This is a genomic window from Ruegeria sp. AO1 (genome assembly GCF_056535985.1).
On sequence record NZ_JBQFJC010000002.1, the window covers coordinates 1,054,102 to 1,077,912 of the forward strand.

19 protein-coding genes are annotated in these 23,811 nt (G+C 59.4%); 9 read left to right on the plus strand and 10 right to left on the minus strand.

All coding sequences use genetic code 11. From position 1 onward, the window contains the following. The first annotated feature begins 201 nt into the window (after window positions 1–201). From gpmI to ACR3FB_RS22890, 3 genes are read left to right on the plus strand one after another with little or no spacing between them, the layout of a single operon-like run. Window positions 202–1,716: a 2,3-bisphosphoglycerate-independent phosphoglycerate mutase gene (gpmI, locus tag ACR3FB_RS22880; RefSeq protein ID WP_480565639.1), complete on the plus strand. Its 1,515-nt coding sequence runs from the start codon at window positions 202–204 to the stop codon at window positions 1,714–1,716. Continuing rightward, the gene (locus tag ACR3FB_RS22885) at window positions 1,713–2,843 is read left to right on the plus strand and encodes a murein hydrolase activator EnvC family protein (protein WP_480565640.1); all 1,131 of its coding nucleotides are present in this window, start codon (window positions 1,713–1,715) and stop codon (window positions 2,841–2,843) included. Before gpmI ends, ACR3FB_RS22885 begins: the two co-directional genes overlap by 4 nt. 6 nt (window positions 2,844–2,849) lie before the next feature. Next, window positions 2,850–4,187, plus strand: coding sequence for a S41 family peptidase (locus ACR3FB_RS22890; RefSeq protein ID WP_480565641.1), 1,338 nt, complete (start codon window positions 2,850–2,852; stop codon window positions 4,185–4,187). A 31-nt stretch (window positions 4,188–4,218) separates the two neighbouring features. On the opposite strand, the gene ACR3FB_RS22895 is transcribed toward ACR3FB_RS22890, so the two are convergent. The 3 genes from ACR3FB_RS22895 to ACR3FB_RS22905 all read right to left on the minus strand — a co-directional run bounded on the left by ACR3FB_RS22895 (window position 4,219) and on the right by ACR3FB_RS22905 (window position 6,955). Next, the gene (locus ACR3FB_RS22895) at window positions 4,219–5,745 is read right to left on the minus strand and encodes an MFS transporter (RefSeq protein WP_480565642.1); all 1,527 of its coding nucleotides are present in this window, start codon (window positions 5,743–5,745) and stop codon (window positions 4,219–4,221) included. 77 nt (window positions 5,746–5,822) lie between these two features. Beyond that, on the minus strand, window positions 5,823–6,182 hold the full coding sequence (locus tag ACR3FB_RS22900; protein WP_480565643.1) for a hypothetical protein: 360 nt from the start codon (window positions 6,180–6,182) through the stop codon (window positions 5,823–5,825). An 11-nt stretch (window positions 6,183–6,193) separates the two neighbouring features. Further along, a complete protein-coding gene (locus ACR3FB_RS22905) occupies window positions 6,194–6,955 on the minus strand; it encodes a DUF6478 family protein (RefSeq protein ID WP_480565644.1) in 762 nt (253 codons plus the stop codon). A gap of 204 nt (window positions 6,956–7,159) precedes the next feature. On the opposite strand from ACR3FB_RS22905, the gene ACR3FB_RS22910 reads away from it, so the two are divergent. The 4 genes from ACR3FB_RS22910 to ACR3FB_RS22925 are packed head-to-tail and all read left to right on the plus strand — an operon-like array spanning window position 7,160 to window position 13,414. Further along, a complete protein-coding gene (locus ACR3FB_RS22910) occupies window positions 7,160–10,267 on the plus strand; it encodes an ABC transporter transmembrane domain-containing protein (protein ID WP_480565645.1) in 3,108 nt (1,035 codons plus the stop codon). Continuing rightward, window positions 10,260–11,150, plus strand: a complete 891-nt coding sequence (locus ACR3FB_RS22915) for a CPBP family intramembrane glutamic endopeptidase (protein ID WP_480566914.1) — start codon at window positions 10,260–10,262, stop codon at window positions 11,148–11,150. The genes ACR3FB_RS22910 and ACR3FB_RS22915 overlap by 8 nt, the downstream gene beginning before the upstream one ends. Window positions 11,151–11,210: 60 nt before the next feature. Then, window positions 11,211–12,143, plus strand: coding sequence for an acetyl-CoA carboxylase, carboxyltransferase subunit beta (gene accD / locus ACR3FB_RS22920; protein WP_480565647.1), 933 nt, complete (start codon window positions 11,211–11,213; stop codon window positions 12,141–12,143). Next, complete coding sequence (locus ACR3FB_RS22925) at window positions 12,140–13,414, plus strand: bifunctional folylpolyglutamate synthase/dihydrofolate synthase (RefSeq protein WP_480565648.1); 1,275 nt, start codon at window positions 12,140–12,142, stop codon at window positions 13,412–13,414. The genes accD and ACR3FB_RS22925 overlap by 4 nt, the downstream gene beginning before the upstream one ends. Before the next feature lie 74 nt (window positions 13,415–13,488). On the opposite strand, the gene zapE is transcribed toward ACR3FB_RS22925, so the two are convergent. Next, window positions 13,489–14,547: a cell division protein ZapE gene (gene zapE, locus ACR3FB_RS22930; protein ID WP_480565649.1), complete on the minus strand. Its 1,059-nt coding sequence runs from the start codon at window positions 14,545–14,547 to the stop codon at window positions 13,489–13,491. A gap of 149 nt (window positions 14,548–14,696) precedes the next feature. On the opposite strand from zapE, the gene ACR3FB_RS22935 reads away from it, so the two are divergent. Beyond that, window positions 14,697–15,938 (plus strand): MFS transporter, encoded by a 1,242-nt coding sequence (locus ACR3FB_RS22935; RefSeq protein WP_480565650.1) that lies wholly within the window; start codon window positions 14,697–14,699, stop codon window positions 15,936–15,938. A gap of 84 nt (window positions 15,939–16,022) precedes the next feature. On the opposite strand, the gene ACR3FB_RS22940 is transcribed toward ACR3FB_RS22935, so the two are convergent. The 4 genes from ACR3FB_RS22940 to ACR3FB_RS22955 form a co-directional block, all read right to left on the minus strand. Further along, entirely contained in the window at window positions 16,023–16,478 is a 456-nt protein-coding gene (locus ACR3FB_RS22940) for a YaiI/YqxD family protein (RefSeq protein WP_170640178.1), read from the minus strand. Beyond that, window positions 16,475–17,932 (minus strand): Si-specific NAD(P)(+) transhydrogenase, encoded by a 1,458-nt coding sequence (sthA, locus tag ACR3FB_RS22945; RefSeq protein ID WP_170718517.1) that lies wholly within the window; start codon window positions 17,930–17,932, stop codon window positions 16,475–16,477. The genes ACR3FB_RS22940 and sthA overlap by 4 nt, the downstream gene beginning before the upstream one ends. 3 nt (window positions 17,933–17,935) lie before the next feature. Then, a complete protein-coding gene (gene fghA / locus ACR3FB_RS22950) occupies window positions 17,936–18,769 on the minus strand; it encodes an S-formylglutathione hydrolase (protein ID WP_480565651.1) in 834 nt (277 codons plus the stop codon). A gap of 105 nt (window positions 18,770–18,874) precedes the next feature. Then, on the minus strand, window positions 18,875–19,804 hold the full coding sequence (locus tag ACR3FB_RS22955; RefSeq protein WP_170667071.1) for an AEC family transporter: 930 nt from the start codon (window positions 19,802–19,804) through the stop codon (window positions 18,875–18,877). A gap of 147 nt (window positions 19,805–19,951) precedes the next feature. Between ACR3FB_RS22955 and ACR3FB_RS22960 the strand changes: the two genes are divergently transcribed. Then, the gene (locus ACR3FB_RS22960; protein ID WP_425085335.1) at window positions 19,952–20,569 is read left to right on the plus strand and encodes a TetR/AcrR family transcriptional regulator; all 618 of its coding nucleotides are present in this window, start codon (window positions 19,952–19,954) and stop codon (window positions 20,567–20,569) included. A gap of 77 nt (window positions 20,570–20,646) precedes the next feature. On the opposite strand, the gene ACR3FB_RS22965 is transcribed toward ACR3FB_RS22960, so the two are convergent. Both ACR3FB_RS22965 and ACR3FB_RS22970 read right to left on the minus strand, forming a co-directional pair. Continuing rightward, window positions 20,647–22,017 carry an HlyD family type I secretion periplasmic adaptor subunit gene (locus ACR3FB_RS22965; protein ID WP_480565652.1) on the minus strand — a complete coding sequence of 457 codons (1,371 nt, stop codon included), beginning with the start codon at window positions 22,015–22,017 and terminating at the stop codon, window positions 20,647–20,649. After that, entirely contained in the window at window positions 22,014–23,804 is a 1,791-nt protein-coding gene (locus ACR3FB_RS22970) for a type I secretion system permease/ATPase (RefSeq protein WP_480565653.1), read from the minus strand. Before ACR3FB_RS22970 ends, ACR3FB_RS22965 begins: the two co-directional genes overlap by 4 nt. Between the last annotated feature and the right edge of the window lie 7 nt (window positions 23,805–23,811).

Here is a 23,811-nt window from a genome sequence, read left to right on the forward strand (position 1 = left end):
CCTGAAGGTGAGACTAGTCAGCACCGCGCGGTTCGCACAAGGTGGTCTGACGTAAGGTTCACGTTCCTTTCGGGTAAGGAAATCCGGTTGTCGGGGTCGGTTCACGAAACGATTAAATCTGCTCCGATGGGCGCAAAGGCGGTTCACCCCAAAGCGGTCAGGCGATAGAAGGTTCGCCAAGAGCAGTTACCGGAGACCAAAATGGCCACGCCCAAACCCGTAGTCCTGTGTATTCTTGATGGTTGGGGATTGTCCGAAGACACTCAGGCCAACGCGCCATACTTGGCCGATACGCCAACACTCGATGCGATCATGCAGGGGCCGCATGCCACGCTGATTACGCATGGCCCGGATGTGGGCTTACCCAGCGGTCAGATGGGTAATTCCGAGGTTGGGCACACCAATATCGGCGCGGGCCGTGTGGTGGCGATGGATCTGGGCCAGATTGATCTGGCGATCGAGGATGGCTCATTATTCGAAAATGACGCGCTGCAGGCGTTCATTGCAAAAGTGAAAACCGCGGGCGGGACGGCGCATCTGATGGGGCTGGCCTCGGATGGCGGTGTCCATGGGCATGTGAACCACATCGTTGCAGCGGCCAAAGCGATCACGGATGCCGGCGTTCCGGTTGCTCTGCACGCAGTGACCGATGGGCGCGATGTCGCTCCGAAATCGGCCTTCACCTACATTGCCGAGCTTGAAGAACGCCTGCCCGCAGGCGCGCGTATCGTCACCGTTTGCGGGCGTTACTTCGCCATGGACCGCGACAACCGGTGGGAGCGTGTTAGCCAAGCCTACAACGCCATGATCAAAGGACGGGGCCGTGCCGATACCACGGCGCATGCGGCGGTTGATCACGCTTACAACCAATCCGAGATGGATGAGTTCATCGTGCCGACCGTGCTGGAAGGTTATGATGGTGTCAAAGATGGTGACGGGTTTTTCTGCCTGAATTTCCGCGCCGACCGCGCGCGGGAAATTCTGCGCGCGATTGCCGAACCGGGCTTTGACGAATTCGAAACCGGCACGCGTCCAGCGCTGTCTGCTTTACTTGGCATGGTTGAGTACTCCGACGGCCACAATGTCTATATGACGACGGTGTTCCCCAAGCGGGCCATCGTGAACACTCTGGGCGAGTGGGTGGCCAAACAGGGTTTGCGTCAGTTCCGTCTGGCCGAAACCGAGAAATACCCCCATGTCACCTTCTTCCTGAATGGCGGCAAGGAGGTCCCCGAAGCTGGCGAAGATCGCTTCATGCCCAAATCGCCCAAAGTGGCCACCTATGATCTACAGCCCGAGATGTCCTCGGCCGAGGTGACGGACAAGTTCGTTGAGGCCATCGAGGCGGGCTATGATTTGATCGTCACCAACTATGCCAACCCCGATATGGTCGGTCATACCGGAGACCTGAGCGCTGCGATCAAAGCCTGCGAGGCCGTGGATCAAGGTCTGGCTCGCGTGGTTGCCGCACTGGAAAAGGCCGGGGGGGCGATGATCGTCACCGCCGATCACGGCAATTGCGAAGTAATGGTGGATCCGGAGACAGGTGGCCCGCATACCGCGCACACGTTGAACCCGGTGCCGGTGGCTTTGGTCGGAGGGCCCGAGGGGGCGACACTTCGTACCGGGCGTCTGTCGGACCTTGCGCCCACTTTGCTGGCACTGATGAATCTGCCCAAACCGCCTGAGATGACTGGGGAAAGCCTGCTGTCATGAGGGTTCTGGCCGCAGCCTTGGCGGTGGTTTTCTGTGGCCCGGCGGAGGCGCAGAACACGCCTTCTCAGGCGGCGCTGGCGGCGGCCGAGATGTTGGAACAGGCGTCCATCTCGCTGTCTGAGGCAGAAAGCGCGCGCGACCGGGTGCGTGCTCTAACAGAGACGATCCAAGCTTACGAGGCTGGGTTGTCCGCCATGCGGGACGGGTTGCGCATGGCCGCCACGCGCGAGGCGCAGCTGTCGGCCGAGCTGCGCGCACGGGAACAGGATGTGGCGCAGTTGCTGGGTGTATTGCAGACCATAGAAACGACCACCCCGCCGGTGCTGATGTTGCACCCTTCTGGCCCTTTGGGGGCTGCGCAGGCCGGGATGATGCTGTCCGAGGTGACACCGGGCCTGAATGCCAAGGCGCAGGCTTTGGCGCGGGATTTGCAAGAGGTTCAGACCTTGCGAGTACTGCAGCAGGATGCGGCGGAAACCCTGACAGAAGGTCTGACCGGGGTGCAGTCCGCCCGTACCCGCCTGAGCGAAGCCATCGCGGATCGCACCGGGTTGCCGCAGCGCTTTGTTGAAGACCCGATCAAAACGGCAATCCTGATCTCTTCGACCGAAACACTGGATGGGTTTGCTACAGGCCTGTCGGAAATTTCGGAAGGGGAGATTGCGGAAAGCGACGACTCTATTCAAAGCCGCAAAGGCGACGTGCCTCTGCCGGTCCAGGGCGTTTTATTGCACCGGGCCGGGGAAACAGACGCAGCAGGCGTAACGCGGCCGGGGCTTGTGCTTGGTGCGCGCCCGCGTGCCCTGGTAACAACGCCCACGGCGGCCACAATTCGCTACCGAGGGCCGCTTCTGGACCTGGGAAATCTGATCATTCTTGAGCCTCAGCCCGGCCTCTTATTCGTCTTTTCGGGCTTGCAGGAAGTCTACGGAGACATAGGTCAAGTGATACCAGAGGGCACTCCGGTCGGTTTGATGCCCGGTGAAACGCCAGAAATCGGTGCTATTTTGTCAACTCGTGGTGATGGCACTGGAACTGACCGATCAGAAACGCTCTATATAGAGGTCAGAGAAGATAACAGCCCCGTGGACCCCGAGTCGTGGTTTCGGACCAGCAAGGATGGATAAACGAGTATGAAGAAATTTGTGATGGCCGGACTGGCCGGAACGGTTGCAGGCATCATTGCAACAACTCAGATCGCAGGACCCCTGCTGGCGCAGGAGGCCGAGAGCAAGGCCGATGTCTACCAGCAACTCGACCTGTTTGGTGACATTTTTGAGCGGATCCGCGCGCAATATGTCGAAGAAGTTGAGTCGGAAGAGCTGATCGAAGCCGCGATCGACGGCATGTTGACCTCACTCGATCCGCATTCCAGCTACCTTTCACCCGACGACGCCGAGCAGATGCGCGTTCAGACCCGCGGTGAGTTTGGCGGGCTTGGCATCGAAGTCACGCAAGAGGAAGGCTTTGTCAAAGTCGTCTCTCCGATCGACGACACGCCTGCCGATGAGGCCGGGATTGAGGCCGGAGATTTCATCACCCATGTGGATGGCGAAAGCATTCTGGGCCTGACGCTGGATAAGGCGGTTGAACTGATGCGCGGCCCTGTCGGCTCGGAAATCGTGATCACCGTTGTGCGTGAGGGTGAGCCTGATCCGTTCGATGTCACAATCATTCGTGACACGATCAAACTGACCGCCGTACGCGCTCGGACCGAGGGCACTAGCGTTGTCATGCGGGTGACCACGTTCAACGATCAGACCTTCCCGAACCTGCAGGCCGGAATGGAAGAGCAGATCGAGGAAGCGGGCGGGATCGACAAGGTCAACGGCTTTGTGCTTGACCTGCGCAACAATCCCGGTGGTCTGCTGACTCAGGCGATCAAGGTCTCGGATGCGTTCCTGAACGAAGGTGAGATTGTCTCGACCCGTGGGCGTGACCCGCAGGACGGCGAGCGTTTCAACGCGACCCCCGGTGATTTGGCCGAAGGTAAGCCGATTGTGGTGTTGATCAATGGCGGTTCTGCCTCGGCCTCTGAAATCGTTGCCGGTGCCCTGCAAGACCACCGACGCGCGATTGTTGTTGGTACCAAGAGCTTTGGTAAAGGCTCGGTGCAGACGGTGATGCCGCTGCGCGGTGACGGTGCGATGCGTCTGACCACCTCGCGGTACTACACGCCGTCTGGCCGTTCGATCCAGGCGTTGGGTGTCAGCCCGGACATTATCGTGGAACAACCGCGCCCGGCTCCGGAAACTGAAGAAGAGGATGATCGTCCGGCACGCTCGGAAGCGGATCTGCGCGGCAGTCTGAACAATGACAGCCTCAGCGAGGATGAAATCCGCCAGATCGAAGAAGACCGCGCCAAAGCTGAAGCCACCGCTGAGCTGCGGGAAGAGGATTACCAGTTGGCCTATGCCATCGACATCCTCAAAGGTCTTTCGGCGTTCAATCCTGACGGTCCGTCTCAGTAAAATCCAAAGGGTCGCGCCAGGCGCGGCCCTTTCAACTTTCGATCTTGTGCAGCTTGGCTTCGTCCAGCATCAGCGCCAGAAGAATGCCCAACGAGACCGAAATCGTGGAAAAGATGAAGGCCATGCTCATGCCGCTGTCAAAGGCGGTTGTTAGGGCGGATTTGACCGTATCGACCTGATCCGCGCTCAGCTTTGCCATCACCGCATGTGCAGAGTCGGTGCTGAGGGAACCGCCATTGATCGCCCGTTGTTCGGCGTCGGTCAGATCAATCCCGGCAGCGGCTAGCTTCCCCCGAAGGGTAGACAACGATACCGCATACATGATGGCTGTCGCACAGGCGACCGAGATTGCTCCGTAGACCAGATGCGTCATGAAACTGAGGCCCCCAACCAGCCCGGCGCGTTCAGGTTTGACCGCGCAGACCGCAGCGGTTCCGGACGGTCCGACCGTCAAGGTCGCGCCCAGCCCGATCATGGCCATACCCGGCAGGATGTGGAAATAGCCCAAACTGCTGGGCAGGATCACGATACTAGCCGATCCCACCGTCGCCAGAACATAACCCCAAAACAGCAGGCGTTTGGGGCCGAAGTCATTGTAAAGTGTGCCAGAGACGATCGACCCCACTGCCAGCAGGATGGTCAGAGGGGCCAGCCCGAGCGCTGATTGGAAGGTCGACCAACCCAGCACCTTTTGCATGTATTGCGGGAAATACAACAACGCGACAAAGGCGGCTGAGACGTTGAACATATTCAGTCCAAGCGTGATCAGAAATTCTCGATTCTGCATTAATTGCGGCAGCAAGAGCGGCTCTTTCACCCGCTTTTCAACGCGCGGAAACAGCAGGAACAGAACGGCGCTGACAAAGAACAGCAGCAAAAGCGGGATCGACGACCAGCCCCAATCGGCCCCCACATCCAGTCCGTAGAGCAGAAGAAGCACAGCAAAGGACAGGATACCCATCCCGGCAAAGTCGATATGCTCGCCTTGTTTGTGCTGGGTCTCCCGCTCCATCAAAATCAAGGCGGTGGCCATTGAGATGCAGGAGAACACGACGTTGGCGAGGAAGAAGTATCGCCATTCGCCGAAACTGACGGCAAGTCCGCTGATCATTGGGCCAAACACATTGCCCGTCGTCACGCCCGCCAGGATCAGCCCCATGACAAGTGCGCGGTGTTCCTGCTTCGAGACTTTGGTGGCTCCAAAGGCCAGGGTGCAGGGCCAGACGCATCCTGCGCCAATGCCTTGCAAGGCGCGCGCGCCGATCAGGAAATCGAGGCCGGGCGCGACGAAGCACATCACTGAGGCAAACAGAAAGATCGACAGGCCGATGATCATCACCCTGCGGTGTCCGTACATGTCGCCCAAGCGCCCTCCGGCGACCATTGTCATGGCGAAGAACAATGCGTAAATGTTCAACACCCATTGGGTACTGGTGATATCGCTGTCAAAGCTGCTTTCGATTGACGGAACCAGCATCAGGGCCCCGGTAAAGTCGATGCCGATGCCAAATGCGGTCACCATCAAGGCAATGACTTTGATGATACTTTTGCGATCCATGGCGGCTTCCGGAGTGTTGCGGCTGCCTCAATGATGCATGTAAATGGCGAAAAAGATAGGAAAACCCAGGTCCCGCCTTAGCTGGGTTCCCGGCAAATTCTACGAAAAGCCCGTTTCAGCATGTCAAGCTCACCGCGCAATAGCTCAACTTCGGCGCGCAGATCATCGGCGGCAGGCTCGCCTGATATCACCGTGAAATCCCCCAGTTTCCGGGCCGTTGCGCGGTCGGATATGACAAAGCCATGGACTCCGTCCGACAGGGCCGCGACCGGCACCGGGATGGTCACGGACCAGCCGTCCTCGACATCCGAAAGGGTAACACCTTCGACGTCCTCACCCCGGTACAGCACCTGTATATCCGGATGGGTCTGGGCGCGCAGATGCCCTTGCCAAATTCCGTTCTCAAACCGGGTCCGGGTCAACAGTGGCTCCGTCATTCCCTAGTACCTCACAAATCAGCGCGATGGTGGCGGCACAAAGTCAGATCGCGCAGAGTGACGCTGTTCATGCCGGGGTTTTCAAGGATCAGGTCCAGCCAGATCTTTTCGATCCGTTTTTCGTTCAATGGCAGATGGGCCAGATCGAAATCGACGCTGGGCGACGGGTTGGCCAGATCCAGCTTGCGCAGAACCTGTTCGGTATTCGGGCCGCTGAGGATGTTGAGCCGGGCAAAGAGGTCAACCTCCTGTTCCGCATCAATCTGCGCGTCCAGACGGATAAGGTGTTGCAGGCTCAGGCCCTGAGAGGCGTCGCTAGGCAATTGGATCGAAAGTGACAGAAAACTGCCTTCGAAGCCAAAGACCTCGACCGCCAAATTGAAAGGGGCCAGATCGCTGGACAGCCGGTTGCGGTTTTGGCGCAGGGCGATCTCGGCCTGCGGGCAGTCGTGAAACACCTGCACCTGATCGCCCAGGGACGCTTTGCGCGGCGGTGAGGCAAGGCCATGCGTCGCAAGGGGCCAGCGCCACAGATCGGGGCGCCAGCTCCAATCCGTGCCGATCGGTTTGGGAAACTGGTTCGAGCCTATTTGCGGGTCGCGCAGCCGCATATCCGCCGTGTCGATCACCTGCCTGAGCTGTGATTGCAGGGCGCGCGCACTTTCGCGCTGGCGTCGCAATTCGGCCTGAGGAGCATCAGCCGCCATCTGAGCGGCCCTGCGCCAGCGGTCCAAAACCCTGCGGTGAAAATAACGTTCGAGAATCCTGCCCATGGTCCCTTCACCCGACTTAGGACCTCTTTAGTCAAAGACCGGGCGAGGGACAAACCCGGAATTTGGATCTGTCGGTTTTCGGTGCATGAGGCCACCGTCGGTTCTTGCATTACGACGGGTCTGTGCTTAGGGTCGGGCCTCTTGAAAAAGCGGGTCGCCAGCAACCACGCCACGTATCAGTTTTTCATTCGACAAGGCCCGGCCATGGAACCCACCCTGTTTTCGTTCATTTGGAAACACTCGAAAAAACAACAGCTTGTGCTGTTGGTTCTGACGGTTCTTTCGTTTCCGTTCCTTTATGCCTCGCTAGAGCTGCCCAAGCAGATCATCAACGACGCCATTGGTGCGCCCGCGGATACTGTCGTGATTTGGGGGGTGACCGTCACGCAGATCCAGTATCTCTTGATCCTGTGTTTTGCCTTTCTGGCAACCGTGATCGCCAGCGGTCTGATGAAGATGCGCATAAACACGATGAAGGGCGTTTTGGCGGAACGGATGCTGCGTCGCCTGCGGTTCACCCTGATCAACCGGTCGATGCGCTTTCCGAAATCATATTTCGCCACCACCAGCCAGGGTGAGTTGGTTTCAATGATCACCTCCGAGGCCGAGCCGATGGGCGGTCTGATGGGCGACGCCATCGCTCAGCCAGTGTTTCAGTTCGGTCAGATGATGACCATCGTCACCTTCCTGTTCATGCAGAGCGTCTGGTTCGGGCTGGCCAGTATCGCCCTCATTCCGCTGCAGGCGTGGTTGATCCCGAAACTGCAACGTCAGATCAACCTGCTGAACAAAGACCGCATTCAAGAGGTCCGCCACCTGAGTTCCGAGATCGGCGAAAGTGCCGCCGGGATCAGCGATCTGCGCACCAATGGCGGCTGGCGCTACCGGTTGGCGCAATTTAGCTACCGTCTGGGGAACCTGTTCGAGATCCGCTTCAAGATCTACAACAAAAAGTTCTTCATGAAGTTCCTCAACAATCTGATCACTCAGATGACCCCGTTCCTGTTCTACTCGGTCGGGGGGTATCTGGCGATCACGGGTGAGGTGACTGTGGGTGCTTTGGTGGCTGCCTTGGGGGCCTACAAGGATCTGAGCGGCCCGTGGAAGGATCTGCTGACCTATTACAATCAGGTGCAGGACATGTCGCTGCGATGGGAGATCGTGACCGAACGCTTCGCCCCATCCAACATGATCCCCGAACATCTGTTCGAGGGCCGGCCCGAAGTCATTCCGCACCTCACCGGTGATATTGAACTGCGGAACATCACCGTGCGCGATGATGACGGTAAAACCATTCTGGAAGACATCGATCTGAGAATTCCCAAGGGCGCGCGGGTGGCGATTCAGTCGACCAACGCGGCTGAACGCACCGCTCTGGCGCAGCTTCTGACGCGTGAGGTGGTGCCGGTTCAGGGCGAGGTCCTGCTGGCCGGGCATAATCTCAACGAACTGCATCAAGCGGTGATTGCTGCTCGGATCGGATACGCCTATTCGCGGCCCTACCTGTTCGATGGAACTCTGGGTGACAACCTGCTGATGCCGCTGCGCCCCTATCCTCAGCACGAAACTGAGGCCAAGAAGGCCCCGACCCGCCGCCAGATCGAGGCCGTTCGGTCCGGCAATCCGACAGATTCGCTCGAGGATGAATGGGTCGATCCGGGGCTGGCCGGGCTGGACGATATCGACGACATCCGCGCGTGGTGGTTCCAACTGGTCGAGGCGATGGGCATTGACGAGTTCATGTTGCGCCGCACCCTACGCACGCAGTTTGACCCGAAACTGCATCCGCGCCTGGCGCAAGAGCTTGTCAAACTGCGCGAGACAGTGGCCCAGAAATTACAGGACAAGGGCCTCGATCGCTATGTCTATCGGTTCGATCCGGATCAGTTCAATCCCGCGGTGCCTTTGGGTGGCAACCTGCTGTTCGCCACGCCCGCGCGGGATATCACGCCCGAGTCATTGGCCGGTGATCAGCGGTTCCGAAACATGTTGCGCAGCCATGATCTGGCCGAAGAAGCAATGAACATGGCCAGCACCGTGATCGAGACGTTGGACCAGGCCTTTGGTCGCGATGGCACCGATCACCCTCTGTTCCTGCGGTTGGGCATGTCCAAGGACATGTATCACAGGCTTTTGGACATCAAGGATCGCCTGAAAACCAAAGGGGACAATGCGGTCTCAGAACCGGATTGTGCGCTGATGCTGACAGTACCGTTCCTATTGACGGCCGAGCAAATTGGCCCCGACTTTCCGAACGAGTACAAAGACAAGATCCTTGCGATCCGGAAACAGCAATCCGCTGCCATGCATGAGGCGCTGGATGGGATGTTCGTCCCACTGTCACCTGACGCCTACTTCCCGCGTCTGACCGTGATCGAGAATGTCCTTTACGGGCGCGTTTCTCTCATGGCGGGTGCGCACGCCGAAGAGATTGAAGATCTGGTCGCCCAAGCCGTGAATGAGGCCGGTCTGCGCCGCCGCGCTGCGGCCACCATGTTCGACCTGCCCTCGGGCTTGGGCGGGAACAACCTGCCTACGGTGTTCCAAGAACGCGCATCGTTCTCGCGTGCGGGGATCAAGCGACCCGATATCCTGATCCTCGACAAGGCGCTGGCCAGTCACGATTCAGAAAGCCGTCTGCGCACGCGGTTGCGCCTGCGGGAATTGCTGCCCGAGTCGATCATGATCTTCATGGAGGATCACTTTGCCCATCCCGAAGCCTATGATCTGTTCGTTGAGGTAAAGGATGGCCGCATCGACGGTGTCTCACGCACGCCCGTTCTGCATCAAGAGGGGGCTACTGCTGACCTCAGCAGAAAGCTCGAAATCATCTCGACCACCGAGCTTTTCTCGGGCATCGACGCGCGGAACCAACGGCTGCTGGCGTTCTCGGCACAATGGTATGACGTCGCCGCGGGGCAGGTGATCTTTTCGCGCGGGCAGACGGCGGACGCAGCCTATCTTTGCATCCGGGGTCAGGCCCGGTTGGACTGGTCGGATGAAGATGGCAACAAACGCCCCATATCGATTGTTGAGCCGGGTCGCTTGATCGGGGATCTGTCGATCATTACCGGTGACCGCCGGCAACTTGATCTGGTCGCTAACACAGATTGCGCCTTTCTGCGTATCGGGGCCGAGGAACTGCGCGCCGTTGTCGAAAGCGACGCCTCGGTCGCGACGCAGTTGCTGCAGACCGTTGCGGGATACCTGACCACGCTCGCCACGCGCGTGAACACGGTTGCAAACCCGGCGGATGTCTTCCCGGACGTGGTGCAGGAAACCATTCTTGACGAGGCCGATGACAATGATTGAACCCGCCGCCTATGCCGCTCATGAACATTTGGTGCGCGACGCCCGCGCGCGCCCTGATCTGTGGCGGCTGCTGGTCGGGCTGGTGATTGTTTGCACGCTCTATTTGGTGGCGAACACTGTTCTTTTTGCGGTTATAGGCGCCCTCATCCCCCCCTCTCAGGCCCAAGGGTTTTTGCGCGGCACGTCCCCCCTCGCGACATTTGTCCTGCTGGCCAGCTTTGGGTTTCTGACGATTGGCGTTGCTGTTGCTGCAAAACAGATGCAGCAAAGGTCGCTCTGGGCGATTCTCGGAGAGCGTCGTTTGGCGATCAGTCAATTCACACAGGTTTTGGTGGCCTTGGTGGTTCTCGGTCTGGCACTGGCAGCCCTACCGCCTTACGGAATGGGGGATCCGCTGACCCAGAACCTGGCGTTCTTGACCTGGATCGTACTGCTGCCGTTCGCGGCAGGCGCCGTGCTGATTCAGACCAGCGCCGAAGAGATCCTGTTTCGCGGCTACCTGCAGCAATCTCTGGCCGCGCGGTTTCAGTCACCGCTGATCTGGGTAGGCGTGCCTTCGGCCTTGTTTGCAGCGGGTCACTATGCGCCGGGGATTGCTGGCGACAACGCGCTGCTGGTTGCAGTCTGGTCCTGTGTGTTCGGCGTTCTGGCGGCTGATCTGACGGCTCGTTCTGGCACTTTGGGCCCAGCTATCGCCTTGCATTTCTTCAATAATGTGATCTCTCTCCTGATTATCTCATTGCCCGATACGCTCAGTGGTCTGGCCCTTTTCGTGCTGCCCTACGATATGTCGGACGGTGGAGTATTGCGGCAGTGGTTGTGGGTGGATTTCGGCTCGATGATGGTTTGCTGGCTGACAGCACGACTAGTCATCAGGCGCTGATTGCATTTCTTTCCGTAGCGTCTTATTTGACGTCAACGCCGCACAATCCAAGGCTCTGATATGAACTGGATCACAAACTACGTCCGCCCCCGGATCAACTCGATCTTCTCGCGCCGAGAAGTGCCAGAAAACCTGTGGCACAAATGCGATGAATGCGGAACGATGCTGTTCCATCGTGAATTGGCCGAAAACCAGAACGTCTGCACCCAGTGCGGTCACCATATGGCAATCACACCGCGTGACCGCTTTGGCCACCTGTTCGATGGCGGGATTTTCACCGAAGTTGCGGTGCCTGCGCCCAAAGATGACCCGCTGCAGTTCCGCGATCAGAAGAAATACCCCGATCGCATGAAGGCGGCCCAGAAGAAAACGGGCGAAAAAGAAGCCATGCTGGTCGCTACGGGCGAAATCGGGCGTACCCCGATTGTTGCGGCGGCGCAGGATTTCTCGTTTATGGGCGGTTCGATGGGCATGTATGTTGGCAACGCGATCATCGCCGCCGCGCAAGAGGCGGTTAAACTAAAGCGCCCGCTTATCCTGTTCTCGGCCGCCGGCGGTGCCCGGATGCAGGAAGGCATCCTGAGCCTGATGCAGATGCCGCGTACCACCGTGGCCGTCGAGATGCTGAAAGAGGCGAACCTGCCCTATATCGTCGTTCTGACCCACCCAACCACCGGTGGTGTGACTGCATCTTACGCGATGCTGGGCGACGTGCATATCTCGGAACCCAACGCGCTGATCTGTTTTGCGGGTCCCCGCGTGATTGAGCAGACCATCCGTGAAAAGCTGCCCGAGGGGTTCCAGCGCGCCGAATACCTGCTGGATCACGGCATGCTGGACCGCGTGACTAAACGCACCGAGCTGCGTGAAGAGCTGATCACCATCACGCGCATGCTGATGAACCAGCCTCCGGCGATTAAAGGCGATCTACCTGCGCCGGAACCGGAAGATGTCGCCATAGACGCGCCTGCTGAAGATACGGATCAGAAATGACCGCCCAAACATCGGACGCCATCCTCGACCGGATGATGGCGCTGCACCCCAAGATCATCGACCTGACCTTGGACCGCGTCTGGCGTTTACTAGAGGCATTGGATAACCCACAGAACAAGCTGCCGCCGGTGATTCACATCGCCGGAACCAACGGGAAAGGCTCGACCCAAGCGATGATCCGAGCCGGGCTTGAGGGGGCAGGGCTGTCGGCCCACGCCTATACCTCACCGCATCTTGCACGGTTCCATGAACGCATTCGTTTGGCCGGAGAGCTGATCTCGGAAACCGATCTGACGGTGGTGCTTGATGAGTGCTACGCAGCCAATGGCGGCGAAAACATCACCTATTTCGAGATCACGACCTGCGCGGCCCTTTTGGCCTTCGCGCGCGCCAAAGCCGACTACGCTTTGCTCGAAGTCGGCCTCGGCGGGCGTCTGGACGCCACCAATGTGATCGAAAAACCCGCCGTGACGGTGATCACCCCGATCTCGATCGACCATGAGCAGTTTCTGGGCAATACGCTGGCGAAAATCGCCGCTGAAAAGGCCGGTATCATCAAACGCGGCGTGCCTTGCATCGTCGGCCCGCAACCTGATGAGGCGATGGAGGTGATTGAGCAGACCGCCGCACGCCTCGGCGCACCTCTTATTGCATGTGGCCAGCATTGGCACGTCACCGAAGAAAACGGCCGCCTGATTTATCAGGACGAAACAGGCTTGCGTGACTTGCCTCTGCCCAACCTCTTGGGTGCCCACCAGATCCAGAATGCGGGAGCGGCCCTGGCAGTTCTGCGTCACCTCAACCTCGGCGACGCGGCCTATGAGGCCGCGGTGACCAATGCCGAATGGCCCGCACGGATGCAACGCCTCAAAACCGGCCCGCTCGTGCAAGCTGCAGGGCAGGCCGAGCTTTGGCTGGACGGAGGGCACAACGCCGCAGCCGGGATCGCTCTGGCCGAGGTTCTGTCGAACCTGGCGAAACGCCCGACCCATATGATCTGCGGTATGCTGAACACCAAAGACGTAACAGGCTACCTCGCGCCGCTTGCCAAACAGGCCCAAAGCCTGACCGCCGTTTCCATCCCAGGTGAGGCCGCAACCCTCAGCGCCGAAGAAACAGCCGCCGCCGCTGGTAAGGTCGATCTGTCTGCATCAACCGCCAACAGCGTGGCCGAGGCGCTCGACTCAATCGTCGCCAAAGACCCGCAGGCGCGCATTCTGATCTGCGGGTCTCTCTACCTTGCGGGCAATATCCTACGTGAAAACGGCTAGATCTGCCCCTAAGGCTTTACCTGGCTGAAAATATCTCGGGGGAGTAGCGGCTTGCCGCTGCAGGGGCAACGCCCCTACTTCCCCCAATCCTGGTCCTGCATTTCCCGTAGGCGAGACGCGGTACGCTCAAATTCAAAAGTACCTTCGCCCTCGACATACAGCATCTCGGGTTCAGCCGCTGCAGAACAGATCAACCGAACCTTGGCCTCATAAAGTGCGTCGATCAGCGTCACAAAGCGTTTGGCCTCATTGAAGTTGTTGCGGGACAGACGGGGAATATCCTCTAGCACCAGAACCTTGATCGTTTCAGCGATGGCCAGATAGTCCCCAGGCCCTAACATCCGTCCACACAGGTCATAGAACGAAGCCCGCGCGACCCCATTGCGAAAAGCTGGTAGTTCAACGGCGCGCCCTTTGACCTGCAGAACCAAGGGTTCTGCCGTGCCTCCCGACAAATCCGCCCAAACGGTGCGTATCTTCTCTCGCGCCTCCGGGCCGATTGGTGAGAAATAAACCGGCGCGCCCTCAAGACGGTTCTGGCGGTAGTCGGTCGGCGAGACCAGCTCCCATATCTGAAGCTGCTCTTTGATATGGGCGATGAAGGGCAAAAACAGCTGTCGATTCAAACCGTTCTTGTACAGATCATCCGGATGGCGGTTCGAGGTCGTTACGATGACCACACCCCCCGCATGCAGCAGATCAAACAAGCGTCCGACGATCATGGCATCGGTAATATCGGTGATCTGCATTTCGTCAAACGCCAGCAGCTTAACAGATTTCACGACCTCCTGCGCGACCGGGGCTAGCGCGTCTTCAACACCATCCTTGCGTGCCTTGTGCATACCCGCATGGATTTCCTGCATAAACGCGTGAAAATGCACTCTCCGCGCTGGTATGTCTTCCAACGCATCCACGAACATATCCATCAGCATGGACTTCCCACGCCCAACCCCGCCCCACAGGTACAACCCTTTGGGCGGTGGTGGAGCCTTGCGGAACAATCCCCGCTTCACCGGTGCGCTTAATTCGGCACGGATACGTTCGAAATGCGGCAGAACGGCTTCCTGCGCGTCATCCCGCGTCAGGGACCCATCGGAGATACGTTCGTTATACAGCGAAATCAGATCCGTCATGGGTTTGAGCCATAGCGCCCGCACTACGCGTTGAAAAGCGGGCAATTTCAGGCACGCATCAATTTTCCTTATGTCGAACCGCAAATCTACTGAATTGACGCGCCGAAGAAAAACAGTAGCGTCGCAAAACTTGTTTGTCTGAGGTCCCGATGCCGCACTCCGCACGTCTGCTGAATCCAATTCTGATCGTTGGCTGTATCATCATTACAGTCAGTTTCGCGGTGCGCGCTTCGTTTGGGGTGTTCCAGATCCCGATCGCATCTGAGTTCGGCTGGCTGCGCACCGATTTCTCAATGGCCATTGCGATCCAGAATCTGGCCTGGGGGATCGGGCAGCCGATCTTTGGCGCCATCGCTGAAAAGATCGGCGACCGAAAGGCCATTGTGCTTGGCGCGCTGACTTATGCCGCTGGCATGGTGCTTTCAGCCTGGTCTATTACTCCGTTTGAACACCAAATCTACGCATGGTTGGTCGGGTTTGGCATTGCAGGGACCGGCTTCGGCGTGGTTCTTGCCGTGGTTGGGCGGGCATCCTCTGACGCGAACCGATCCATGTCTTTGGCCATCGTTACGGCTGCGGGCAGTTTCGGTCAGGTTTTGGGCGCGCCAACGGCCGAATGGATGCTGACCTTCCTGCCCTGGCATCAGGTCTATATCGTGTTCGCCGTCGCTATTCTCTGCCTCGTGCTGATCCTGCCCTTCATGCGTGCGCCTCAGCAAAGCAGTAAGGCCGAGCTGGAAGAAAGCATGGGTCAAATCTTGGGGCGTGCCCTCCGAGACCCGTCTTACACGCTGATCTCACTTGGCTTTTTCAGCTGTGGCTATCAGCTCGGCTTTATCACAGCTCACTTCCCTGCATTCGTGACCGAGATGTGCGGCCCCATCCAGCCGGGTGGCGTCCTGCATTCGATAGGCATAACGACCACGTCCGCCTTGGGTGCGTTGTCCATTTCGCTGATCGGGCTGGCTAATATCGGCGGCACGCTTTTGGCAGGCTGGGCGGGGAACCACTTTCCCAAGAAATACTTGCTGGCCATCGTATATACGGCGCGCACGCTGGCTGCTGTCGTGTTCATCATGTTTCCGATCACCCCAATATCGGTCATCGTTTTTTCGTTGGCTATGGGCTCTCTCTGGCTGGCCACAATACCACTGACATCCGGTCTGGTCGCGCATCTCTACGGTCTGCGCTACATGGGTACGCTGTATGGAATTGTCTTCCTCAGCCACCAACTTGGGAGTTTCCTTGGCATCTGGCTGGGCGGGCGGATGTATGACGTCTTTGGCGACTACACGATGGTTTGGTGGATCGGTATCGCCGTGGGCGCGTTCAGCGCGATTGTCCACTTGCCCATTCGCGAGAACCGAGGGCCGACCCCCGCCGCTGCGTAACTGGGCGCGCCCGCAGCGCGGCACGCGCTGCCTGGCCCAACAGGCGAGAGCGCATCTTTGATGCGACGTCAACTGGCGGGAGGGTTAGCCGCGCAGCGCCGCTCGCAGTTCCCGCTCCAGAGCGTCCAAGAACCGCGAGCGATCGGCTTTCCCAAACGGTTTGCCGCCACCCCCTGCGCCCAGAGGGTTAGCCGCGCGCAAATCCGCCATCAGGTCGCGCATCGCCAGTTGCTGGCCGATATTCGCAGCGGTGAAAGCCTCGCCATTGGGCCGTAGCACACGGGCACCGGCCTCGACACACTTGGCGGCCAGAGGGATGTCCGAGGTGACCACCACATCGCCGGCACCGCAGCGCTCGGCGATCCATTTGTCGGCCTCATCCGCGCCCTCTGCGACAATGACGACCTGCACCAGAGGGTTTGCCGATGGCCGCAACCCGCCATTCGACACCAGCGCCATGGGCACCTTGTGTCGGGTTGCGACCCGCTCAGCCTCAGCTTTCACCGGGCAGGCGTCCCCATCGACATAGAGCGTTGTCACGCCTTCTTTGCCTCTTTCTTTGCGGGTTCAACAGGCTTTTTCTTGACCTTGAACTCTTCGGGGATCGGCATCCGATTGAAGGCATCCAAACCCGCGATCTTATAGGCCTCGGCCAGCGTCGGATAGTTGAACGTGTTTTGCACGAAGTAGTCCACGGTGCCTTTCAGGTTCAGTACGGCCTGCGCGATATGGATCAGCTCCGTCGCGCCTTCGCCCACGATCTGCACACCAAGCACCCGGCGGGTTTTCAGGGAAAACAGCATCTTCAACATGCCATGTTCCAACCCCATAATATGCCCGCGCGAGGTTTCGCGAAACCGCGCTACGCCGACCTCGTATGGGATACCGCGCTCCTGCAACTCTTCCTCGGACATGCCGCAGGTTGAGATTTCGGGCACGGAGTAGATCCCGTAAGGATACCAAGGGCTTTCCGGCAAGGTTGGGGTTTCAAGCGCGTGACAGGCCGCCACGCGCCCCTGTTGCAGAGAGGTTGAGGCCAGCGAAGGGTGCCCGATCACGTCGCCAGTAGCGTAGACATGCGGCACTTCGGTTTGGTAGGTCTTGCGATCCACGCTAATCCGGTTGCGGTGATCGGTTTCCACGCCCACAGCTTTCAGATTCAGCGTCGAGGTCGCGCCCATCCGACCGGCAGCAAACAACAGCATCTCGGCCCGGACGTGACGACCGTTTTCAAGAGTGACCTCGACATGCTCGCCCGCATCTTCGATCTTTTCGACGGCCGAGCCGAGCCGCAGATCCACTCCATTTTCGCGGATCTGATGGGTGAAATCGTGGATCAGGCGTTTGTCGATGAAATCAAGGAAGGTGTCGCGCGGCTCGATCAGGGTGACACGGACATCCAGGGCCGAGAACATAGTGGCGTATTCTACGCCAATCACCCCGGCACCGATCACGACCAACGACCGAGGGATCTCGGACATTTCAAGGAACTCATCGCCATCCACAACGGTTTTGCCGTTGAAAGGCACATAGTCCGGGCGATAGGTTTTGGTTCCGGTCGCAATCAGGAACTTTGCGGCGGTCAGGCGGGTTTTCTCACCGCTATCCGTCGCCACCTCGATCTCATGCGGGCCCGTGAACGAGGCCAGCCCGTTCAGGGTATCCACATGGTTTCGGTTGAACTGATGCTCCAGCACGTCAACTTCGTGGTCCAGCGTCATGTGCAGCCGGGCCTTCAGATCCTCGGCGCGGATCTGCTCCTTGACCCGGTAGGAGCGGCCGTAAAAGCTGCGTTCGCGCCAGCCCGAAAGGTTCAGCACGGTTTCACGCAGGGTTTTGGACGGGATCGTGCCGGTATGCACCGAGACGCCTCCGAAACGGTCGTGTCGGTCGATCACCAACACCCGGCGTTTCAGCTTGCCTGCCTGAATCGCCGCAGACCGGCCCGAAGGGCCAGACCCGATGATGATCAGGTCATAGTCATACTTGCTCATGCCTCAGTCTCCGTACAGCGCTTCGGCGTGGAACGTGATGTGGTCTTCCATGAAGGTGGACACGAAGAAATAGGAATGGTCATAGCCCGGCTGCAGACGATAGTTCGCCTGCTGGCGGCGCTCAGCGATGGCCGAGGCCAGCGCTTCGGGGCGCAGGAGGTCGATGAACTGGTCGTTGGCACCGGTGTCGATCAGGATAGGGCCGTCAAAACCGACCTCTTTCATCAGGAGCGAGGCGTCATGCTTGGCCCAACCGGCCTCATCATCGCCCAGATAGGCGCTCAGCTGTTTGCGGCCCCAATCAGCGCCGGTCGGGTTCGAAATTGGCGCAAAGGCCGAGACCGAGCGATAGCGTCCCGGCAGGTTCATCGCCAGTGTCAGCGCACCATGGCCGCCCATCGAATGGCCGGTGATGGCCTGACGGTCCATGTCGATGGCAAAATTCTCGGCGATCAGCGCGGGCAGTTCTTCGGCCACATAGTCCCACATGTTGAAATGTGGGGCCCACGGGGTTTGCGTTGCGTTGACGTAGAAACCCGCGCCTTGGCCCAAATCATAGTCTTCGTGGTCCGCGACGCCTTCGCCGCGGGGCGATGTGTCGGGGAACACGATGGCGATGCCCTGTTCGGCGGCCCAGGCCTGTGCACCGGCCTTGGTCATCGCGTTTTCATGGGTGCAGGTCAGGCCAGACAGGTACCACAGGACCGGAACGGGGCCGTCCTTGGCCTCGGCAGGCAGGAACAGGCCAAAGGTCATATCGCATTGGCAGGTGGTCGAGGCATGGCGGTAGACACCTTGCACACCACCAAAACAGGCATTTTCCGAAAGGGTTTCCATCTGGTCGAGTCCTTAGTCTAGGGTCGCGCCATGGCTATCGCCCTAAGGACGCCGCGTAAAGTGCGGCAGTCACCCTGTGCATGACTTTTTGGTGGGGTTGCGCGCTCACAAAGCGGTAAGCCATCCGATGATCAGCGGAACCGTCAGAATACTGGCCGCCGTAGACAGCAGGATCGCCGCCGAGGCGCGATGAGGCGCAACACCGTAATGCGCGGCTAGCATGTAGACATTGCCCGCAACCGGTAGTGCAGCGGCGGCAATCGCAACCGTGGCAGAGAAGGTATCGACTGGAACCAGCCAAAGCAGGGCGACGGCGACACAGGCGGGGTGGACGATCAGCTTGCAAAAGCTCAGCCAGCCCGCGATTTGGACCCGCTCGGCCGATTTCCCCGCCAGCGAGGCGCCGATTGCGAATAGTGCTCCGGGCGTTGCGGCCCCACCTAATATGGTCAGAAAATCGTTCATCGGACCGGGAACCGGGATCTGCAGCGCCGACCAGATCAATCCGGCCGAGATCGATACGATCATCGGGTTCTTGAGCAACCCAAACCCGATCAGGCGCAGCGTTTTGACCGTTAGCTTTCCGTCCCGGCCGCCATTGATCAGGATCACAATGAGCGAGGAAAACACCACCAGATCCACCGCAAGGATCAGCATGACGGGTCCGATCGCGGCCTCAGACAGCAGCATGGCCAACATAGGCAGGCCGAGAAACCCGACATTGCCGATTGCGGCGCACTGTGCCTCAACCGCGGCAGTGGGGATGTCGAGGCCCCGTACCCACGCCACCAGCGACGCCAGAGCATAGACCGCCAGTGTGCCGATCAGATAACCGATGATCAGCCGCCCATTGAAGATCTCGGCAAAGGGCAGTGTGGCGGCAAAGCGAAACAGCATGGCCGACAGGGCAAAGAAAAAGACGAATTTCGTCAGATAGGCGGTGGCTTCCTCTGTGAAAAACCGCGCGCGCCCGGCCCAGTAACCCAGGCCGATGATTACGAAGAAGGGAAGGGTGCGCAGAAAGATCTCGACCATATGTACCCTCCTAACATGGATTGCGCGACCTGCAAGTCACGGATCGAACGGCGTTTTGTGTGACGGCCCGTCAGAAAACACCAAGAATCCTTGTGTCTGAACAGATCGGTTTATAAATTCGTTCCACAACCCGCTGAAGGAGCCATCATGACCCAATCCGCCACCATCCTGCGCACCGGCCGAAAATTCGACCAGGTTCTGCGCGGGGCCCGAGAAGTTTTTCTCGCGGATGGGTTCGAGGGGGCCAGTGTGGATGACATCGCGCGGGCGGCGGGTGTCTCGAAGGCGACGCTATATAGCTATTTCCCCGACAAGCGCCTGCTGTTTATTGAGGTGGCGCAAACCGAATGCCGACGCATGGCCGAGCGTGTGATCTCGATGATCGACGAAACCAAACCCGTGCGTGAGGTTCTGACGATTACCGCGACGCAGTTGGTCAGCTTTTTCGTGTCGGATTTCAATCGCCAGATTTTCCGCGTTTGCGTGGCTGAACGGGATCGTTTCCCGGAACTTGGACGCGTCTTTTACGAAGCTGGGCCTCAGAACGGTCAGCGCAAGATGGTCGAGTATCTGGAAAAGGCCGTCGCCAAGGGCGAATTGGCAATCGAGGACGTGACGATCGCAGCAGAACAATTCGCCGAGCTGTGCAAAGTGCGACTATGGCTGCGCGCCGCCTTTGGCATTCAGGAAGAGTTCTCCCAGGCCGAGATCGACGAGGTTGCCCTGCAAGCTGTCGACATGTTCATGGCCCGCTACGGCGTTTGACAAAGTGAAATGGTCTGCAGCCCAATCTGCAGACCATTCCCACTGGTTAAAATTTTACTCGTTACCTGGGTACCCACTCACTCAATAAAGGTTTTGGCCAACCGGTCGCTGATGGGTTTTGACAGATAGGCGATCACGGCCCTCTCGCCGGTATTGACGAACAGATCAGCCGGCATACCGGGCACCAGATCCAGCGCTGCCACCGCTTCGGGCTGCTTGGCATCCAGTTTGACCCGCGCCTTGTAGTAGGGCTCGCCCGTGCGTTCGTCTTCTAAAGCGTCGGCCGATATGTCGAAGATCTTGCCGCTGGCCTCGGGGACGTCTGCCTGTGCAAATGCGGACAGGCGGATGCGGGTGGACTGGCCGATCCGCAGCTTGTCAATATCACCGGTCTTGACCCGTGCCTCGACAATCAGCGCCTGATCCGCCGGGACAATGTCCATGATGTGTTCGCCCGGACGAATGACACCGCCCGTGGTCGACGCCGCCAGGTTGACCACTCGCCCGCTGGTCGGGGCCAACAGCTCGATCCGCTTGCGACGCTCGGCGGTGCCTGCATATTGCGGGCGCACGAGATCAAGCTGTGCTTCGACGACCGCAAGCTCTCCCGCGATCACCTCATCCCGCAGCTTTTGCTGGCTGATCAGCGTCAGTTCCAGTTCTGTAACCTGATTTTCAGCCTGCGCGATCTGCGTGCGCAGCGAGGAGTCGACGCCGTAGAGACGCTGCAGCTCAATCTGGCGCGAGCTGACGCGGGTGGCCGCGACCAACCCTTTTTCCAGCAGGGTCTGCAGGCTGTCCAGTTCGGTCAGCGTGATCTCGATCTGGTTCTGGGTCCTGACACGCTGTTCGGCCAGCCCTTGCGCCTCATCCTTCAGACCCGAGATCCGCTGCTCATTGATCCGGGTTTCTGTCTGACGGGCGCGGGCTTCGGCGTCAAACAGCTGCTTCTGCGTCAGATAGGCGGAGGTCCAGTGCAGCCGCTCCATACCCGCCTGAAAACCGGCCATGGCCGAGGCCTCATCAAACCGGTCCTGACCGCTCATCTGTGCCAGCAGGCGCGCGCGGCGCACCGAAAGCTCACCCATCTGGCTGCCCAGCACGTTCAGGTCGACGTTGATATCGGTGCTGTCCAGCCGGATCAGGGGTTGGCCTGCTTGAACGAAATCTCCGTCGGCAATCAGGATTTCTCGGATAATACCGCCGTCCAGATGCTCGACCGTTTTGCGATCGCCTTCGACCACGAAGGAGGCGGGGGCAACCACCGCCCCGTCCAGTTTCGAAGCGAAAGCCCAGTAGGCGCCGCCTCCGACAAAGGCCATCAGGGTGATCACGCCGACCCAGACATAGCGTCCGATCCGGGGGGAGGCGTCCGAGATGTCGATGAACTCTGCCTCATTGAGCGACAGCGCATTGCGAGAGGCGTTGTGCGGGACAATCTGTGTCATTGGGCTGCTCCTGTGATTTGCGTTTCCGGGACGGGCTGAGGGGTTGGGCGAGTGCCCTTGCCCGAGCTGTCCAGAACACTCCGGCGATTGACTTTCAGCACGTCATCCTTGTCGCCAAACTGGGTCTGGGACCCGTTGCGCATGACCATGACCTTGTTGGCGGCCTGCAAGGTTGCGGGGCGGTGAGTCATGACAATTGCGATGGAGCCGCGGGCCTGAGTGGCCAGAATGGCATCGCGCAAGGCCTGTTCCCCTTCGGTATCCAGATCCGAGTTCGGTTCGTCCAGCACCAGAACAAACGGGTCACCATAGAGCGCGCGGGCGAGGGCCAGACGCTGCCGCTGACCGCCAGACAGAAAGAACCCTTGACCGATGCGCGTTTCATAGCCGTCGGGCAGGGCGCTGATCATTTCGTGAATGCCAGCTTCCTGCGCGACGCGAAAAACCTCGGCGTCGTCGATGGCGACCGAGAAACGGGCGATGTTTTCGCGGATCGTACCGTCGAACAGCTCGACATCCTGCGGCAGGTAGCCGATCTGTTTGCCCAGATCCTCGGTGTTCCATTTCGACATTGGGCTGCCATCCAGCAGAACCTCGCCCCGTTGCGGGTGCCAGATCCCGGCCAGCATTTTGCCCAGCGTCGTCTTGCCCGAGCCGCTATGGCCAATGACAGCCAGAACGTCGCCTGCGGCCAGATCAAAGTCGATACCCCGAATGGTGGCATTGATCGCGCGCGGCGGACCGGCCTGAGCAATTTTCGCGTCCAACGTCTTGAAAGCGCGGGGCAGGTGCAGGTTGGGTGTTTCCTCGGCGAAGTCCTCTGTCAGCGCCTTGATCTTGGCGTAGGAACCGCGCGCGGCCAGAAAACCACGCCATTGGCCGATAAGCTGGTCAATCGGCGCCAGCGCCCGCGCCAATACGATGGTAGCGGCGATCATGACGCCTGCAGTGGATTCGCCCGTTATGGCAAGGGCTGCACCCAGACCCAGAATGGCCGATTGCAGGCCCATACGGATGGTCTTGGACAGGACCGAAAAGCCAGCGATACGGTCAGCCGCGCATGTTTTATGCGCGTGCGCGTCGATTTGCAGGGCGGTCCAGCGACGCACCAGATCGGATTTCATGCCCAGCGCGTGGACCAGTTCGGCATTGCGATCCGAAGTCTTGAACAGCGCGTCCGAGCGTCCTCGGGCCTCGGCAGCGTTTCGCATCGGTTTCTGCGCACGGGCGTTGTTGATCAGCGCCATGACGGTCAGGGTGACGGCTCCGGCCAGTCCCAGCAGACCCAGCAGAGGATGCAGGACATAGAGGACCAGCAGGTAGATCGGGATCCACGGTGCGTCGAAAAAGGCGGTCAGGGTCGAGCCCGAGATGAACTCGCGAAATCCGTTGACGTCGTCGACCAGATTTTCGGCGCTTTGTGCTTCGCCGTGAACCCGGCGGCGCATCGCGGCCCCCAGAACCGGCGCGCCGACGGCCATCTCGAACCGGGCGGCCAGGCGGCCCAGGATGCGCATCCGTATCAGGTCGAGACAGGCGATCACAACAAAGACGCCACCTAGCAAAAGGGTCAGCGCGATCAGCGTGTCGACATTCTGGCTGGTCAGGACCCGGTCATAGACCTGTAGCATGTAGAGCGGCCCGGCCAGCATCAGCAGGTTGAGAAACAGGCTGAAGAAAGCGACGGCAACAAACCCTTTAAGCAACGAGGCCCATGCGGTTTGTACGGGGTTGGATTTCTGAAACATCGTCTTGCCCTTTTCCGGTTTGGCAAACGGGGCGGTCAAAGCCGCC

Coding starts and splice junctions, on each gene's coding strand:
- zapE (WP_480565649.1), bottom strand. CDS start 14,547: ATGACGGATCTGATTTCGCTGTATAACGAACGTATCTCCGATGGGTCC.
- ACR3FB_RS22925 (WP_480565648.1), top strand. CDS start 12,140: ATGACCGCCCAAACATCGGACGCCATCCTCGACCGGATGATGGCGCTG.
- fghA (WP_480565651.1), bottom strand. CDS start 18,769: ATGGAAACCCTTTCGGAAAATGCCTGTTTTGGTGGTGTGCAAGGTGTC.
- ACR3FB_RS22935 (WP_480565650.1), top strand. CDS start 14,697: ATGCCGCACTCCGCACGTCTGCTGAATCCAATTCTGATCGTTGGCTGT.
- ACR3FB_RS22910 (WP_480565645.1), top strand. CDS start 7,160: ATGGAACCCACCCTGTTTTCGTTCATTTGGAAACACTCGAAAAAACAA.
- accD (WP_480565647.1), top strand. CDS start 11,211: ATGAACTGGATCACAAACTACGTCCGCCCCCGGATCAACTCGATCTTC.
- sthA (WP_170718517.1), bottom strand. CDS start 17,932: ATGAGCAAGTATGACTATGACCTGATCATCATCGGGTCTGGCCCTTCG.
- ACR3FB_RS22955 (WP_170667071.1), bottom strand. CDS start 19,804: ATGGTCGAGATCTTTCTGCGCACCCTTCCCTTCTTCGTAATCATCGGC.
- ACR3FB_RS22890 (WP_480565641.1), top strand. CDS start 2,850: ATGAAGAAATTTGTGATGGCCGGACTGGCCGGAACGGTTGCAGGCATC.
- ACR3FB_RS22900 (WP_480565643.1), bottom strand. CDS start 6,182: ATGACGGAGCCACTGTTGACCCGGACCCGGTTTGAGAACGGAATTTGG.
- ACR3FB_RS22960 (WP_425085335.1), top strand. CDS start 19,952: ATGACCCAATCCGCCACCATCCTGCGCACCGGCCGAAAATTCGACCAG.
- ACR3FB_RS22885 (WP_480565640.1), top strand. CDS start 1,713: ATGAGGGTTCTGGCCGCAGCCTTGGCGGTGGTTTTCTGTGGCCCGGCG.
- ACR3FB_RS22905 (WP_480565644.1), bottom strand. CDS start 6,955: ATGGGCAGGATTCTCGAACGTTATTTTCACCGCAGGGTTTTGGACCGC.
- ACR3FB_RS22915 (WP_480566914.1), top strand. CDS start 10,260: ATGATTGAACCCGCCGCCTATGCCGCTCATGAACATTTGGTGCGCGAC.
- gpmI (WP_480565639.1), top strand. CDS start 202: ATGGCCACGCCCAAACCCGTAGTCCTGTGTATTCTTGATGGTTGGGGA.
- ACR3FB_RS22965 (WP_480565652.1), bottom strand. CDS start 22,017: ATGACACAGATTGTCCCGCACAACGCCTCTCGCAATGCGCTGTCGCTC.
- ACR3FB_RS22895 (WP_480565642.1), bottom strand. CDS start 5,745: ATGGATCGCAAAAGTATCATCAAAGTCATTGCCTTGATGGTGACCGCA.